The organism is Rheinheimera sp., from assembly GCF_020217005.1.
GTDB lineage: Bacteria > Pseudomonadota > Gammaproteobacteria > Enterobacterales > Alteromonadaceae > Pararheinheimera.
The window spans coordinates 1-15,050 of record NZ_JAIWOI010000208.1; the positions used below are offsets into that span (position 1 = coordinate 1).

Below are 15,050 nucleotides of genomic sequence, written 5' to 3' on the forward strand. Positions count from 1 at the left end.
CTGATTGGCGGCTATGCGTTGATGCTGGCGTTGATTGAGGTGCTTTTTTTTGGTCACTGTGGCCTTGTGCCTTTACTGTCGCCTGACTGCGGCGGTTTTTACTTTGCTTAAGGCATAGTATGATACCGCTATTCGGGCAAGTTACAAAGCAGCAAAACGGCTGCATCTAACCAAAGGTATAAAGCATGGCGAGCAACGACAATAATCTGGTGTGGATCGATCTGGAGATGACAGGTCTGGATCCAGAAAAGGACGTAATCTTAGAAATGGCTACTATAGTCACCGACAGCCAGCTGAATATCCTGGCTGAAGGCCCGGTCTTTGCTATTAAAACTCCTAAAGCAGTGTTAGATGGGATGGATGAGTGGTGTACAGAGACACATGGTAAAAGCGGCTTAACAAAACGCTGCCTGGAAAGTGAAACTGATTTGGCCGCAGCTGTGGCCCGGACCATCAGTTTCCTGTCTGACTATGTACCAGCAGGTAAATCTCCGATGTGTGGTAACAGTATTGGTCAGGACAGACGTTTTTTAGTCAAATATGCGCCTGAATTTGAAGCCTTTTTCCATTACCGTAATCTGGATGTCAGCACAGTAAAAGAGTTGGCCAGAAGATGGTACCCTGAAGTGACTAAGCTGGTTAAAAAGTCGTCAAGCCATTTAGCTCTGGATGATATTCGTGAATCTATTGCGGAATTAGCGGTTTATAAAAAACATTTTTTCAAAATTCCTGAATAAAATCTCTTGCAAAGGTCAGAGAATTTTGTAAAATGCGCGCCGCTTCGAACGAAAATTCAATTGAAGCGGTGTTTTTAGTAATCTTCTTTATAACCAAGATAAAGAGCACTGATTACCTGAAACAGGATGCGGGCATAGCTCAGTTGGTAGAGCGCGACCTTGCCAAGGTCGAGGTCACGAGTTCGAGCCTCGTTGCCCGCTCCAAATTCAAATTGGACCACCAATACCAGTTTGAAAAAATAAGTACACACCCATGCGGGCATAGCTCAGTTGGTAGAGCGCGACCTTGCCAAGGTCGAGGTCACGAGTTCGAGCCTCGTTGCCCGCTCCAAATTTAAATTTCCCAAGTAATAAACTTAATCTAATCAATACAGACCCTTGAGGGCATAGTTGTGTTGGTAGAGCGCGACCTTGCCAAGGTCGAGGTCACGAGTTCGAGCCTCGTTGCCCGCTCCAAATTTTCTGCGTAAGTTGTAAAACTGCCACATTCGTTTTTATTTTTGACACCAGCTTCGTTTCTTGCCCTGAAGCCAACTTGCTGCCTGATTTTATTACTGCTATCTTTGCCACACTAAAACTTGCAGGTAAGACCAGTATGAAAGCCATCAATAAACTTGGCCGTTATGTCGCCAAAATCAATAATTACTCACCTTGGTTACGTTCGCCTTTATTGACCTTGTTGTTTGGCAAAGCGGTGAAATTTGCAGGTACAGCGTCGGTGAAAGTCGACCTATTAAATTTTCAGCTGGCGCAGTTAAGTCTGGCCAATAAAACTAAAGTGCAAAACCATATAGGTTCTGTGCACGCCGCTGCTATGGCTTTGCTGGGGGAGTCAGCCAGTGGTTTTTTGGTAGGTTTACATGTGTCGGATGACCGTATTCCGCTGCTAAAGTCGATGCAGCTGAATTACGTCAAAAGGGCGACAGGTAAGCTGGTCGCTACGACGTCGCTGACGGATGAGCAAATTCAGTTTATTCGTGACACTGAAAAAGGCGATATCACTATACTGGTTAAAATTACCGACGAACTGAATGTGGAACCTGTCATCGCTGAGTTTGTCTGGGCCTGGGTACCAAAACAACGTAAGGATCCCCGTCCTATTTGAGGCTGCAGCTTTGTTGACATGATGCTCTCGCCCCAATCACATAGGTTAACTATGCTCATGGGGACTCGCTTACAGGTCGCCTCGCCGCAACCACAACTAGTTAGGGGATGGATTGTTGATAGGCTATGATGAGTTTAGTAACGGAGACTGCTATGCCTGCTTCACCTTGTAATCGCATTTGTTGTTTAAATCATTCTGACGTCTGCTTAGGTTGTGGTCGTACTTTGCAGGAGATTAAAGACTGGCATACGGCTGATAGAAAACAAAAGCTGCAGATCTTACAGCAGGCTCAGCAGCGACTTATAGCTCAACCACAATTTGATATCAGGCATCCCGCGGTAAACCCTTCTGAATAACCCTGACTAATCTGTCGGTCTGGCGACTCAATAAATTCTGCTGCAACAGGCTTTTTTTCTGCTGCTGTCCCAAAGCCCACTGAATATGTTCCTGCACTAACGGCTCACTTAACGGCAGTTGCTGTTGCAAGGCTTCAATAATGGCCACATCAAAAGACGCATTGCCCAAGGCTACGGCAATATTACGCTGCCAGCGTTGATAGCCAATACGGCGAATCGCTGAACCTTCAGTGTATTTTAAAAATTCAGCTTCGTTCCATTGCCATAAATCCAGCAAGGATTTATGCAGCCACTGCGGCCTGCGTTGAAAATCTTGTTCCCTTGTGGTGTCAGCTGCTCTGTTCACTGGGCAAACCAGCTGACAATCATCACAACCATAAATACGGTTGCCAAGCAAAGGCCGAAATTCTTCCGGAATAGCGCCTTGCAATTCGATGGTCAGATAAGAAATACAGCGTCTGGCATCCACTGTGTAAGGTGCAACTATGGCCTGGGTAGGGCAGATAGTGATACAAGCCACACAAGTGCCGCAGTCCCCTGTATGAACAGGATCGATTGGCAGGGGTATATCAACCAGCAATTCTCCGAGGAAAAACCAGGAACCCGCATCCTGATTCAAAACCAGACTATGTTTGCCTTGCCAGCCTAAACCTGCTTTGACTGCAAGTGGCCGTTCCAGAATAGGAGCAGAGTCGACAAAAGGCCGGAAACCTAAAGCGCCTAATTCCTGTTCTATGCGTTCACCCAGCTGCTTTAAGCGGTTGCGGATCAGCTTATGGTAATCCCTTCCTAAGGCGTAGCGACTGATATAGGCCATCGAAGGATCGGCCAGATTGGCGGCAAACTGCGCATGATCCGGCAAGTAATCCATCCGGGCACTGATCACCCGGATAGTACCTGGGTGTAATTCGGCAGGCCGTGCTCTTTTCATGCCATGAGCGGCCATATAGTCCATTTCGCCATGGAAACCTGCATCCAGCCATTGCTGTAGTTTAGCTTCATCCGATGCCAAATTTGTATCAGTAATACCTATCTGCTGGAAGCCAAGTTGTTGGCCCCACACTTTAATTTTCTCTGCTAGCTGTTGCCAATTGATGGTACTGGTCATTCTGAGATCCGCTGATTTTCGCTGTGCACTTTAGCATAAAAGCCGATCCGGTTTTACTTTGTCCTGCTCGCTAAGCCAAACCTATGCATGCTGCCGCTTCAATTAGCAAGGGCATAGAAAGAAACTGGCCGCACTGCGTTGTTTTTGTTAGCATAGCGACCAATTCATCTGCTGTAATAGAACAGCACGTGCGCTTAAAAAATTGATATGACTGAGATCACTCAGCTTAGGTACAGATGACAGCTCAAAGCTATATTTTTCATTTAGCGGATGAAGCCGCTACTTTGGCATTGGCCGCCTTATTTGCACCCCATTTACGCAATGGTGCCGTGGTCTATTTGCATGGAGACTTAGGGGCGGGCAAAACCACCTTCAGTCGCGGCTTACTGCAGGCTATGGGACATCAGGGGAATGTGAAAAGCCCGACTTACACTTTGGTTGAGCCATACAGTATTGGCGATCAGCAAGTGTTTCACTTTGATTTATACCGCCTGCGCGATCCGGAAGAGCTGGAGTTTATGGGCATCCGTGACTATTTCGCCAATGGCAACTTGTGCCTGATTGAATGGCCGGAACGTGGTTACGGCTTATTGGCTGATGCTGATTTACAGCTGCAATTGCAGATTTATCAGGAGCAACGTCAGTTGCGTGTCACAGCTAACCATACTGAAGCTATGCTGTGGATGGACGCTATCAAGCGAGATTGGGAGCAGGCTCAATGAGTCTGACTCTGAGAGTTTTTGGCCTGCTGCTGTTGCTGCTCTGTGGTCAAAGCTGGGCTGTGAATAACGTCAAAGGTGTACGAATTTGGCATGCGCCTGATAACACCAGGCTGGTGCTTGATCTTGCCAATGCGCCTTCGCATAAGGTCAAACGTTTAAGTAATCCAAGCCGGCTTGAAATTGAACTCTCAGGCGTTACCAGTTTAAATATTGGTTCTGTCAGCGGCGATTCACCGCTGGTTAAAAGAGTCTATGCCAGCCGGACACCAAGTGCGGCCATAGCTGTAGTGATCGAACTAGCATTTCCGGTCAATGACAGTATTTTTTCTTTGCCACCTTCCCCCCCATATGGCCACAGACTGGTGGTGGATTTAAAAGCGCAAAGCAGTGTTTCCGCCAGTCAGGGGGCGCCTGTGACTTCTGTCAATCCATCACAACCTGACATAGCAGCAACCGCAGCTGTCCCCACTGTATCGCAAAGCACTGTAAGCCCAAGAACAACTGGGCGCGATATAATTATTGCTATTGATGCCGGTCATGGTGGTCAGGATCCTGGAGCTGTAGGTCCAAAAGGTACTTACGAGAAAAATATCACTCTATCTATATCGCGTCAGTTAGCCGATATGATCAACAAACAACCTGGCCTAAAAGCGGTATTAACCCGCACCGGGGATTATTACATTCATCCGAATAAAAGACCTGATGTTGCGCGTCAGAAGCAGGCCGATTTATTGATCTCAGTGCATGCCGACGCAGTTCAAAACCGTAAAGCTCATGGCGCTTCAGTCTGGGTGTTATCCATGCGCCGCGCGACCACTGAAGTGGGGCGGATGCTGGAACAAACCGAACAACATTCCGAGTTGTTGGGTGGAGTAGCTGAGGTGATCAAAGACTCAGCCAACGAACGTTATCTGGCACAAACCGTATTGGATTTATCGATGAACCACTCCATGGTGACAGGTTTTGAAGTCGCCAAAGAAATATTGCGTGAAGTAGCGCCTATAGCGCATTTGCATAAAAAAGAACCTCAGGCTGCAAGTCTTGCCGTGTTAAAGGCGCCTGATATTCCGTCTATTCTGTTTGAAACAGGTTTTATCTCGAATTACAACGAAGAGCGCTTACTGAAAGATCCGAATCATCAGCACAAGCTGGCTTTGGCTATGTTCAGAGCTATTAAAGGTTACTTTGAAAAATCCCCGCCTGCAGACTCACTTTTTGCCGCCCACAAAAATAGTGGCCGCACTGTGCCTACTGTGATGCCAAGCCAACAAAACAGAACTGCAGCAACTACAAACAGCAGCAGCCGCACTCATAAAGTAAAACGTGGTGAATCTTTATCCAGAGTGGCCCAACAGTATGGCGTCAGTATGGCTGAACTTCGTCGGCACAATAATCTGAAAAGTGACAATATTCTGATTGGTCAGGTGCTTAGGATCCCCTGATGCCTATTCAAATATTACCTCCTCAACTGGCTAACCAGATCGCTGCAGGCGAGGTGGTAGAACGCCCGGCCTCTGTCGTCAAAGAGTTGGTTGAGAACAGTCTGGACTCTGGCGCCGATCAAATTCTGATTGAGATTGAGCGTGGCGGCAGTAAAAAAATCCTCATTCGTGACAATGGCTCTGGCATAGCAGAAGCCGAGTTAGGCCTGGCGTTAAGCCGACATGCCACCAGTAAAATCAGTTCTCTGGATGATTTGGAGCAAATCGTCAGTCTGGGCTTTAGAGGCGAAGCTTTAGCTTCAATCAGTTCGGTGTCCCGTCTGACCTTAACTTCAAAACCAGCCTCTCAGGATAAAGCCTGGCAGGCCTATGCCGAAGGCCGAGACATGCAGGTGCAGATTAAGCCTGCAGCCCATCCGGATGGCAGCAGTATTGAAGTTCTGGACTTGTTTTTTAATACGCCAGCCCGGCGTAAGTTCTTGCGCAGCGACAAAACCGAATTTGCTCATATAGATGAACTGGTAAAACGACTAGCGTTAAGCCGGTTTGACGTCAGTTGGACTTTAATTCATAACGGTCAGACGGTACGGCAACTGAAAAAAGCCGATAGTCGCGAGGCGCAGCAAAAGCGTGTCGCCGCTTTATGTGGTAAAAACTTTTTAGAGCAGGCTGCTTTTGTCGAAGTGGCGTACGAAGACTTAAAACTTTGGGGTTGGTTGTTGCAACCTTCTGCCTGTAAAGAGCAATTACAATGTCAGTACAGCTATGTGAATGGCCGGATGATGAAAGACAAATTGCTCAACCATGCCATACGACAGGCGTACGGCGCCATGCTCAGTGCCGAACAACAACCGGCTTTTGTGCTGTATCTGGAGATCAATCCACGTCAGGTGGATGTCAACGTGCATCCGGCCAAACATGAAGTACGTTTTCATCAGGCGCGTTTAGTACACGACTTTGTTGCATCGGCATTAACCAACGCACTACTTCAGTTAGAACCTCAGCAACACAAAATTGATATGGCTCCTGCACCAGTACCTTCAGCCTTTGCTGTATCCGCCGCTCCGGCATCCAACGCTGTATCACGCCAGCATCAGCGTGCTGACTCAGCTCCGGCTTATGCCGCCCGGCCTTCGGCTTATGCGGGTCGGCCTTATCGACCTGCTGTGGCGCAGCCTGCCGCACAAAGCTGGCCTGTTTTAGCGGAAAAAACTAAGCCTGTGGAGCAAGTCATTGCGGCGCCACAACACGAAGCGCTGATCAGCCAAAACCGTTATTTACTCTGCTCTGGGGCTGACCAGGTTTGGCTGGTTGATATAGCCGCAACCACTGCAAGATTGTGGCTGGAGCAGGGCTCTGAAGCTTTACCTTTGCTGATGCCGGTCCGGTTAGCTCTGCAACAGACTGAACAGGAGTTTTTACTGAGTAAAGCCGAATTGTTAAATCATCTGGGCTTTGACTTTTTAGTCAGCAATCAAACGCTGATTGTCAGAGCAGTGCCAGCCTGGCTGCGGCAAAGTGCAGTGGCTCAGTGGCTACCAGTCTGGTGGCAAAGCTTTGCACAGCGGTCAGAGACAGAGCTGCTAGGCTTATTACTGCGACAATTGCTGCAGTCAGTCGTGCTTCAGGCTGCTTCTTTAGTGAAGTATTTTCCGTTGTTGAGTCAGCAAGGGCCACATTGGCATGCTGTGCCATTGGATTTAACAACAGCTATCCAGTTATTACAGGACTCAGATGGATCCTAAAGTTATTTTTTTAATGGGGCCTACCGCCAGCGGTAAAACGGCATTGGCCATTGAACTGTATAAAAGCATCCCCTCAGAGCTGATTAGTGTCGACAGCGCCTTGATCTATAAAGGTATGGATATAGGTACTGCTAAACCTACAGCGGCGGAGCTTTTCGATGCGCCTCATCATTTAATTGACATTCTTGACCCTGCTTTTGCGTATTCAGCGGCGGATTTTCGCACTGATGCGTTACGACTTATTACTGATATCCATAGCAGAGGAAAAACGGCTATTCTGGTGGGCGGAACTATGTTGTATTTCCGCACTTTGTTGCAGGGGATATCGCCTTTACCTGAAGCGGATCCGGACATACGCCAACAAATTGAAGCTGAAGCAGCAGAGCATGGTTGGGCATATTTGCATCAGCAACTAGCAGACTTTGATCCTGTGTCTGCAGCCCGTATTCACCCGAATGACCCGCAGCGAGTCAACAGGGCTGTGGAAGTGTACAGGCTAACCGGGAAAAGTCTGACTGAACTGACAGAGCAAAAAGGCGAACCTTTTCCGTATCCCGTGCAACAATTTGCCATTAATCCAACAGATCGGGCTGAACTTCATCGCCGTATAGCTGTCAGATTCCGGCAAATGTTAGATGCTGGCTTCGCGGACGAAGTGAAAGCTTTGATGCAACGTGCTGATCTGCATTTGGATTTACCTTCGATGCGTTGTGTGGGCTACCGACAGATGTGGCTACACCTGCAAGGGCAGCTGTCTGAGCAGGAAATGATTGACCAGGGAATTGCCGCCACTCGTCAATTGGCGAAACGGCAACTGACCTGGTTACGCAGTTGGCCTGAATTAAATTGGTTAAAAACTGAAGACAATCAGGCAGAAAACTTGCAAGCCATTTTAACTTCGCTAAGCTAGTAAAAGATAATTGAAAAAAAGTTGTTATTTAACGACTTGAAAATAATATAATAATCCATATATAGAGAAACATAATTAGAAATAAGGAAAGCGAAAATGGCAAAGGGCCAATCGTTACAAGACCCGTTTTTAAATACTTTAAGACGCGAGCGTATCCCAGTCTCTATTTACCTGGTGAACGGTATTAAACTGCAGGGACAAATCGAGTCTTTTGATCAATTTGTGATCCTTCTGAAAAACACAGTCAGCCAAATGGTCTATAAACATGCCATTTCTACTGTAGTCCCAGCTCGTGCTGTTAATACTATGGCTAGCCATGGTACTGGTACAGGCGAAATGGACGAGATGGAATAATCGGGAATTCTTAAGCTTGTTTGACAGCGAAATGGTGGCCGAGCAAGCGATCCTTGTGCATATCTATCTTTCACAAGACAGTGCCAGTGAAGATTTGCAGGAACTGGAGATGCTTGTGTCGTCGGCTGGAGTCCAATCACGTGGCGTGATGACTGCCAACCGCAATACGATCGATGCTAAGTTTTTTCTTGGCAGTGGCAAAGCGGCAGAACTAGCGCAAGCTGTCGCTGAGCTGCAAGTTGATCTGATTATTTTTAATCATGCTTTAACCCCAGCCCAAACCCGTAACCTGGAACTGCTTTGTCAGTGCCGGGTTATTGATCGTACCACTCTGATCCTGGATATTTTTGCCCAGCGAGCCCGCAGCTACGAAGGTAAGTTGCAGGTCGAGTTGGCACAGCTGAAGCATTTGTCGTCACGTTTAGTGCGTGGCTGGGATAATGCGGAGCGGCAAAAAGGCGGCATAGGGATGCGAGGTCCGGGTGAAACCCGTCTCGAAACCGACAGGCGTTTACTGCGGGACAAAATTACAGCCCTATTAGTGAAGCTAGACAAAGTCAGCAAACAACGTGAACAAGGCCGAAAAGCCCGACAACGTGCTGAAATTCCTGTAGTGTCCTTAGTGGGCTATACCAACGCCGGTAAATCTACCTTATTTAATCGCCTGACCAGTGCCGATGTGTATGCGGCCGATCAGCTGTTTGCCACCTTAGACCCAACACTACGGCAAGTGAAACTGCCAGAGTTTGGTTCCATTATTTTTGCCGATACCGTTGGTTTTATCCGGCATTTACCACATGACTTGGTCGCAGCCTTTAAATCCACTTTGCAGGAAAGCCGCGATGCCGACTTACAACTGCATGTGATTGACGTGGCAGACCAGCGTATGGCTGACAATATTAAACAGGTGCAACTGGTGTTGCACGAAATTGACGCTGATCAGGTGCCCCAGTTATTGGTGTTTAATAAAATTGACCAGACTGAGCAAGAAGCCCGTATAGAATACAATGAACAGGCAGAACCTGTAGCCGTCTATATTTCAGCGAAGCAGGGTCTGGGCATTGAGTTATTGTTGCAGGTGATCCGGGAACGTTTGGCGGATGACTTTACACAACTGGATTTAAAGCTGCCTGCAGATGCCGCAATCTGGCGGGCCCGGTTACATGAGCTCTCTGCAGTTCAGACCGAATCTTTTACAGAGCTGGGTGAAGCTCAGCTCAGAATCGCCTTATCAAAAGCTGAATGGGCGCGGTTACTGAAACAAAGTGATGGACTGTTACAAAACTATATAGTCAGCTTTTAGTTTTTTATCGTCAGCATTGCGCTTTTTTTGATACATTAGTTTTAATATCACAACTAGAGATGGAGTGAAGCATGGCTTGGAACGAGCCGGGCAATAATGGCAAAGACAACGACCCTTGGAAACAAGGTGGTCGTGATCAGGGCCCGCCCGATTTAGATGAAGTCTTCCGTAACTTAAGCAAAAAGTTCGGTGGTATCTTTGGTGGCAATAAAAACACCAGTAACAGCAATAACAGTGGTGGCTCAGCCGCCTTGGTATTGATAGCTGTGGTTGCTTTACTGGTCTGGGCTTTTAGTGGTTTCTATACCATTAAAGAATCAGAACGGGGTTTGATCTTACGTTTTGGTCAATACCACTCAGAAGTAATGCCAGGTATTCACTGGAAACCAACTTTTATTGACACTGTCACTCCGGTTGATGTCACCAGCGTGCGCTCATTACGTACCGATGGTTTTATGCTGACTCAGGATCAAAACCTGGTCCGTGTGACTTTTGAAATTCAGTACCGGGTGTTTGACGCCCGCGCTTACAAATTCTCAGTAGTGGATGCGGACAGTAGCTTACGTGAAGCCACAGATGCTGCCTTACGTTATGTGGTAGGGCACTCTATTATGGATGACGTGCTGACCAAAGGCCGTGAAGTGATCCGTCAAAATACCAGAACTGAGCTGGAGCAAATTATCTCTCCTTACGCTATGGGTTTAGAACTGGTTGATGTCAACTTCCGTGATGCCCGCCCACCAGAAGAAGTAAAAGAAGCTTTTGATGACGCTATAGCAGCGCAGGAAGATGAACAGCGTTATATCCGCGAAGCTGAAGCTTATGCCCGTGAAATCGAACCACGTGCCCGTGGTCAGGTCAATCGGATGATGCAGGAAGCTGAAGCTTACAAACAGCAGACTCTGTTAAAAGCTCAGGGTGAAGTGGCTCGTTTTGAGAAACTGTTACCTGAATATCTGGCTTCGCCACAAGTGACCCGTGATCGTATGTACTTAGAGACTATGGAGCAGGTGTATGGCAACAGCTCTAAAGTACTGGTTGACGTGAAAAACGGTAATAACATTATGTATTTACCTTTGGACAAAATGATCAACAACAGTGGTGATACTAAAGCTCCAGCGATGAATCCTTTAGTGCCAAGTAGCAGAACCAATAGCAATGATGGCAGAACGCCGGATTTACGACCTGAAACAAACCGTGCTGACAGCACCAGAACTGGCAGAGGTTAAGTGATGAAAAATTTAGTATTAGCCTTAATCGCCATTCTGGGCATTGTCGCAGTCTCTTCAGTCTTCGTTGTGCCAGAAGGTGAACGTGGCATTGTGATCCGATTTGGTAAAATTCAACGTGATGACGCGGAAGCTGTAAGGGTGTTTGAACCAGGTCTGCACTTTAAAGTGCCGCTGATTGAAAATGTTCGTAAGCTCGATGCCCGTATTCAAACGCTGGCTGACCCATCGTCTGACCGTTTTGTGACTGCGGAGAAAAAAGACTTATTGGTCGACAGCTATGTGAAATGGCGTATCGCTGACTTCGGTAAGTATTTTTTATCCACAGGCGGTAACTTGTCTCAGGCTGAAGTGCTGTTAAAACAGTACATCAATAACGGTTTACGTACTGAATTTGGTAGCCGTACTATTCAGGAGATTGTCTCTGGTGAGCGAACTCAACTGATGCAACGTGCCATGGAGCAGGCTGCGGCTGGTTCAAAAGAGTTAGGTATTGATATCCTTGACGTTCGTGTGAAGAAAATCAACTTACCTGATGAAATCAGTAACTCTATATTCCAGCGTATGCGTGCTGAACGTACTGCGGTAGCCAAAGAACACCGTAGCCGTGGTATGGAACAGTCTGAAATCATCAAAGCTGACGTTGATGCCCGCGTCACTATTATGGTGGCGGATGCTGAGCGTAATTCACGTACTGTGCGTGGTGAAGGTGATGCGGCTGCCGCTAAAGTGTACGCAGATGTCTATAGCAAAAACGGCGAGTTTTACAGTTTCGTGCGTAGTTTAGAAGCCTATAAAAATAGCTTCCAAAACAAAAACGACGTGATGGTGATCCAGCCTGACAATGACTTCTTCCGCTATATGAAGTCGGACAAAGTGCAAAACTAAGCTGACAACAGCAGGTTTTCTAATCGATAGTTAAGGCCCGCAAGGGCCTTTTCTATTTGAACTACTTTCGGTTACTCTGCCTGTGTCTTTCCTAAGGATTTTCCTAAATGTATCAGCAGTTTTATCAGCGCTTTTTAAAAGCCAACCCAGGTAAACAGCATTTTGCCTGCCATTCTCACCACTATTGGCCTGATGTAACCCGAGAAGCCACTTTGGCCTACTGGGATGACAGCGCTCTATTTGTGGACGATAAATGGGATCTGGTATTTGGTGAAAAAGTGCCTGCGGTACAACAGCACATTGCCCGTATTTTAAAGCTGCCTGACGCAGAGCAAATTGTGTTTGCACCCAATACCCACGAATTTGTTATGCGCTTATTAAGCTGCTTTGACTGGGCAAAACCTTTGACTGTGGTGACGACTGACAGCGAGTTTCATAGTTTCCATCGTCAAATTAATCGCTTGTCTGAACTGGATACTATCAATGTTATTCGGGTGCCGACTGAACCTTTTGCCAGCTTTGCACAGCGATTCGAAGCCGCAGTTGCAGCTCAACCAACAGATTTAGTATTTTTTAGTCAGGTGTTTTTTAACTCTGGCGTTGGCATTAAAGAGTTAACTGGCCTGGTGCAGCAACTGGATAAAGTGACAGATGCGATGATCGTAGTGGATGGTTATCATGGTTTTATGGCAGTGCCGACTGACTTATCGGCTATAGCAGAGCGCATTTTTTATCTGGCTGGCAGCTATAAATATGCGCAGGGGGGGGAAGGTTGTTGTTTTCTGGCTGTGCCGAAAGGCAGTGAGCACAGACCTATTTATACCGGCTGGTTTGCTGAATTTGGTGAACTGGCCAATGCCAAACAAGGGCAGGTGCAATACGCCAACAACGGCTATCGTTTTGCCGGTGCCACTATGGATTGCTCGGCTTTGTATCGTGTGTTGGCTGTATTTGAGTTATATCAACAGCAAGGCCTTAGCGTCGAAAAAGTGCAGGCCTATATCCAAAGCTTACAGCAGGCCTTCCTTGACCTATTGGATGAAATACAGCACCCACTGTTAAATCGCCCCCATCTGCTGGATAAAGAGGATCAACAACAAGGCCAGTTTTTGACCTTCCGCTTTGCTGCTGATGATGTAGCTCGTATTGCAGCAGCCTTGAAGCAGCGCGGCATAGTGACAGATTATCGGGGAGACAGGCTGCGTTTTGGTTTTGCTTTGTACCACAATGCGGCTGATTACAACTTAAGTTGCCTGAAGGATATCCGCTAAATGGCTGATTACTGGTGGGCTGCTTTAGGGCTGGTACTGATCATCGAAGGTTTGGGGCCGATGTTGTTTCCAAATAAATGGCGCTCCTATCTGCAAAAAATCGCAGAGCAGCCCACAGCGCAAATGCAACAACTGGGTGGAATACTAGTGACAGCTGGTGTTTTGCTGCTGATTTTCTTTGTCTCCTAGCGGTTTACAGCTCTCTTAGTTATTGAAAAAGAACCAGAATGAAAATATCTGGTTTTTTTTTCTTAATCGCGCTGAACTTTGGTTGTTAATTTGGTAGAATCCCCGCCTAATTTTTCTCCATGATGTAGGAACCATGGCCAAAAACGTTGTCGTACTCGGAACCCAATGGGGTGACGAAGGAAAAGGAAAAATCGTTGACTTGTTAACTGACAAGGCAAGCTATGTGGTGCGCTATCAAGGCGGTCATAATGCCGGTCATACGTTAGTAATAGACGGTGAAAAAACGGTATTACACTTAATTCCATCAGGCATTTTGCGTGCAAACGTAAAATGTGTGATAGGTAACGGTGTAGTTTTATCCCCTGAAGCTTTATTAAAAGAGATGGCCATGCTGGAACAAAAAGGTGTTCCGGTAAAAGAGCGTCTGTTGTTGAGCGAAGCTTGTCCGTTAATCCTGCCTTTCCACGTGGCTTTGGATAAAGCGCGCGAAGTGGCCCGTGGCGATAAGCCAATTGGTACTACAGGTCGTGGTATTGGTCCAGCCTATGAAGACAAAGTAGCGCGTCGTGGTCTGCGTGTAGGTGATTTGTTTAATCCTGAATTGTTTGCTGAAAAGCTGAAAGTTCTGATGGATTTACATAACTTCACTTTAACTCAGTACTACAAAGTGGATGCTATTGATTTCCAAAGCACTTTAGACAGCGCTTTAGCCATAGCTGAAGTGTTAAGGCCTATGGTAGTAGACGTGACCGATTTACTGGATAAAGCCCGTAAAGCCGGTAAAGAAATCATGTTTGAAGGTGCCCAGGGTACTTTATTAGACATTGACCACGGTACTTACCCTTATGTGACTTCGTCCAACACTACTGCTGGTGGCGTAGCCACTGGTGCTGGTTTTGGCCCACGTTACTTAGACTATGTGTTAGGCATTGTAAAAGCTTACACCACCCGTGTTGGTTCAGGCCCATTCCCAACAGAACTGGGTTGTGAAGTGGGTGAGCACTTAGGTGTCAAAGGCCATGAATTTGGTGCGACCACTGGCCGTAAACGCCGTTGTGGCTGGTTTGACGCTGTTGCTGTCAAACGTGCGGTACAGTTAAACAGCATCTCCGGATTCTGCTTAACCAAGCTCGACGTATTAGACGGTTTAAGTGTTGTGAAGATTTGTACTGGCTACCAGGCCGCTGATGGTTCTATCACTGATGTGCCTCCAATGGCTGCTGAAGGGTATGAAGTTGTCACTCCGGTATTTGAAGAAATGCCGGGCTGGACCCAAAGTACCTTTGGTGTACAGAAGCTGGAAGACTTGCCAGTTGAAGCACGTAACTACATCACTCGTCTGGAGCAAATCACTGGCGTACCTATTGATATTATTTCAACAGGCCCGGATCGTATTCAGACCATTACGCTGCGTCACCCATTTGCCGTTTAATAGCGGTAAGTAGAAAAAAACGCTGCCATGTGCAGCGTTTTTTACATTTTACTATCCTGTAAAATGCCTTCCAGGCCAACGCTGGCGCGTTGTTCAAAAAACAGCAGGACAGCTGTTTTTCACAGTTTTAACTGCCAAAGGTGAACATCAGGGACGATGTGAGTGACAAAACGGCAGGATAGCCGTTTTGCACAGCTTTAGCTGCCGAAGGCGAACGTCATGGATGATGTGAGTGATAAAACGGCAGGATAGCCGTTTT

The 15,050-nt window shown here is 47.0% G+C and carries 15 protein-coding genes and 2 tRNA genes; 16 read left to right on the forward strand and 1 reads right to left on the reverse strand.

Annotated features, from left to right (window positions below; genetic code table 11):
• Positions 1–185 precede the first annotated feature (185 nt).
• The 5 genes from orn (at position 186) to LDL40_RS10195 (ending at position 2,198) form a co-directional block, all read left to right on the forward strand.
• A complete protein-coding gene (gene orn, locus LDL40_RS10175; RefSeq protein WP_300995229.1) occupies positions 186–737 on the forward strand; it encodes an oligoribonuclease in 552 nt (183 codons plus the stop codon).
• 128 nt (positions 738–865) lie between these two features.
• Positions 866–941: transfer RNA gene (locus tag LDL40_RS10180), tRNA-Gly, on the forward strand.
• 51 nt (positions 942–992) lie between these two features.
• A tRNA-Gly gene (locus tag LDL40_RS10185) sits at positions 993–1,068 on the forward strand.
• Between the two features lie 264 nt (positions 1,069–1,332).
• Positions 1,333–1,842 carry a DUF4442 domain-containing protein gene (locus tag LDL40_RS10190; RefSeq protein ID WP_300995230.1) on the forward strand — a complete coding sequence of 170 codons (510 nt, stop codon included), beginning with the start codon at positions 1,333–1,335 and terminating at the stop codon, positions 1,840–1,842.
• Between the two features lie 152 nt (positions 1,843–1,994).
• Positions 1,995–2,198 carry a DUF1289 domain-containing protein gene (locus tag LDL40_RS10195; protein WP_300995231.1) on the forward strand — a complete coding sequence of 68 codons (204 nt, stop codon included), beginning with the start codon at positions 1,995–1,997 and terminating at the stop codon, positions 2,196–2,198.
• Here the strand turns inward: LDL40_RS10195 and queG are convergent.
• Positions 2,167–3,306: a tRNA epoxyqueuosine(34) reductase QueG gene (gene queG / locus LDL40_RS10200; protein ID WP_300995232.1), complete on the reverse strand. Its 1,140-nt coding sequence runs from the start codon at positions 3,304–3,306 to the stop codon at positions 2,167–2,169. The two genes, LDL40_RS10195 and queG, sit on opposite strands and share 32 nt — an antisense overlap.
• 236 nt (positions 3,307–3,542) lie before the next feature.
• On the opposite strand from queG, the gene tsaE reads away from it, so the two are divergent.
• The 11 genes from tsaE (at position 3,543) to LDL40_RS10255 (ending at position 14,791) form a co-directional block, all read left to right on the forward strand.
• Positions 3,543–4,028, forward strand: a complete 486-nt coding sequence (gene tsaE / locus LDL40_RS10205) for a tRNA (adenosine(37)-N6)-threonylcarbamoyltransferase complex ATPase subunit type 1 TsaE (RefSeq protein WP_300995233.1) — start codon at positions 3,543–3,545, stop codon at positions 4,026–4,028.
• Positions 4,025–5,470 (forward strand): N-acetylmuramoyl-L-alanine amidase, encoded by a 1,446-nt coding sequence (locus LDL40_RS10210; RefSeq protein WP_300995234.1) that lies wholly within the window; start codon positions 4,025–4,027, stop codon positions 5,468–5,470. Before tsaE ends, LDL40_RS10210 begins: the two co-directional genes overlap by 4 nt.
• Positions 5,470–7,215, forward strand: coding sequence for a DNA mismatch repair endonuclease MutL (gene mutL / locus LDL40_RS10215; protein WP_300995235.1), 1,746 nt, complete (start codon positions 5,470–5,472; stop codon positions 7,213–7,215). The genes LDL40_RS10210 and mutL overlap by 1 nt, the downstream gene beginning before the upstream one ends.
• The gene (miaA, locus tag LDL40_RS10220) at positions 7,205–8,125 is read left to right on the forward strand and encodes a tRNA (adenosine(37)-N6)-dimethylallyltransferase MiaA (RefSeq protein ID WP_300995236.1); all 921 of its coding nucleotides are present in this window, start codon (positions 7,205–7,207) and stop codon (positions 8,123–8,125) included. Before mutL ends, miaA begins: the two co-directional genes overlap by 11 nt.
• Positions 8,126–8,221: 96 nt before the next feature.
• On the forward strand, positions 8,222–8,479 hold the full coding sequence (gene hfq / locus LDL40_RS10225; protein WP_053423891.1) for an RNA chaperone Hfq: 258 nt from the start codon (positions 8,222–8,224) through the stop codon (positions 8,477–8,479).
• A 16-nt stretch (positions 8,480–8,495) separates the two neighbouring features.
• Positions 8,496–9,782, forward strand: a complete 1,287-nt coding sequence (hflX, locus tag LDL40_RS10230) for a ribosome rescue GTPase HflX (RefSeq protein WP_300995237.1) — start codon at positions 8,496–8,498, stop codon at positions 9,780–9,782.
• A 71-nt stretch (positions 9,783–9,853) separates the two neighbouring features.
• The gene (hflK, locus tag LDL40_RS10235) at positions 9,854–11,011 is read left to right on the forward strand and encodes an FtsH protease activity modulator HflK (RefSeq protein ID WP_300995238.1); all 1,158 of its coding nucleotides are present in this window, start codon (positions 9,854–9,856) and stop codon (positions 11,009–11,011) included.
• Between the two features lie 3 nt (positions 11,012–11,014).
• A complete protein-coding gene (gene hflC / locus LDL40_RS10240) occupies positions 11,015–11,899 on the forward strand; it encodes a protease modulator HflC (protein ID WP_300995239.1) in 885 nt (294 codons plus the stop codon).
• A gap of 107 nt (positions 11,900–12,006) precedes the next feature.
• Positions 12,007–13,170: an aminotransferase class V-fold PLP-dependent enzyme gene (locus LDL40_RS10245; protein WP_300995240.1), complete on the forward strand. Its 1,164-nt coding sequence runs from the start codon at positions 12,007–12,009 to the stop codon at positions 13,168–13,170.
• Positions 13,171–13,359 carry a DUF2065 domain-containing protein gene (locus LDL40_RS10250; protein WP_300995241.1) on the forward strand — a complete coding sequence of 63 codons (189 nt, stop codon included), beginning with the start codon at positions 13,171–13,173 and terminating at the stop codon, positions 13,357–13,359.
• Between the two features lie 133 nt (positions 13,360–13,492).
• Positions 13,493–14,791, forward strand: a complete 1,299-nt coding sequence (locus LDL40_RS10255; RefSeq protein ID WP_300995243.1) for an adenylosuccinate synthase — start codon at positions 13,493–13,495, stop codon at positions 14,789–14,791.
• Positions 14,792–15,050 lie beyond the last annotated feature (259 nt).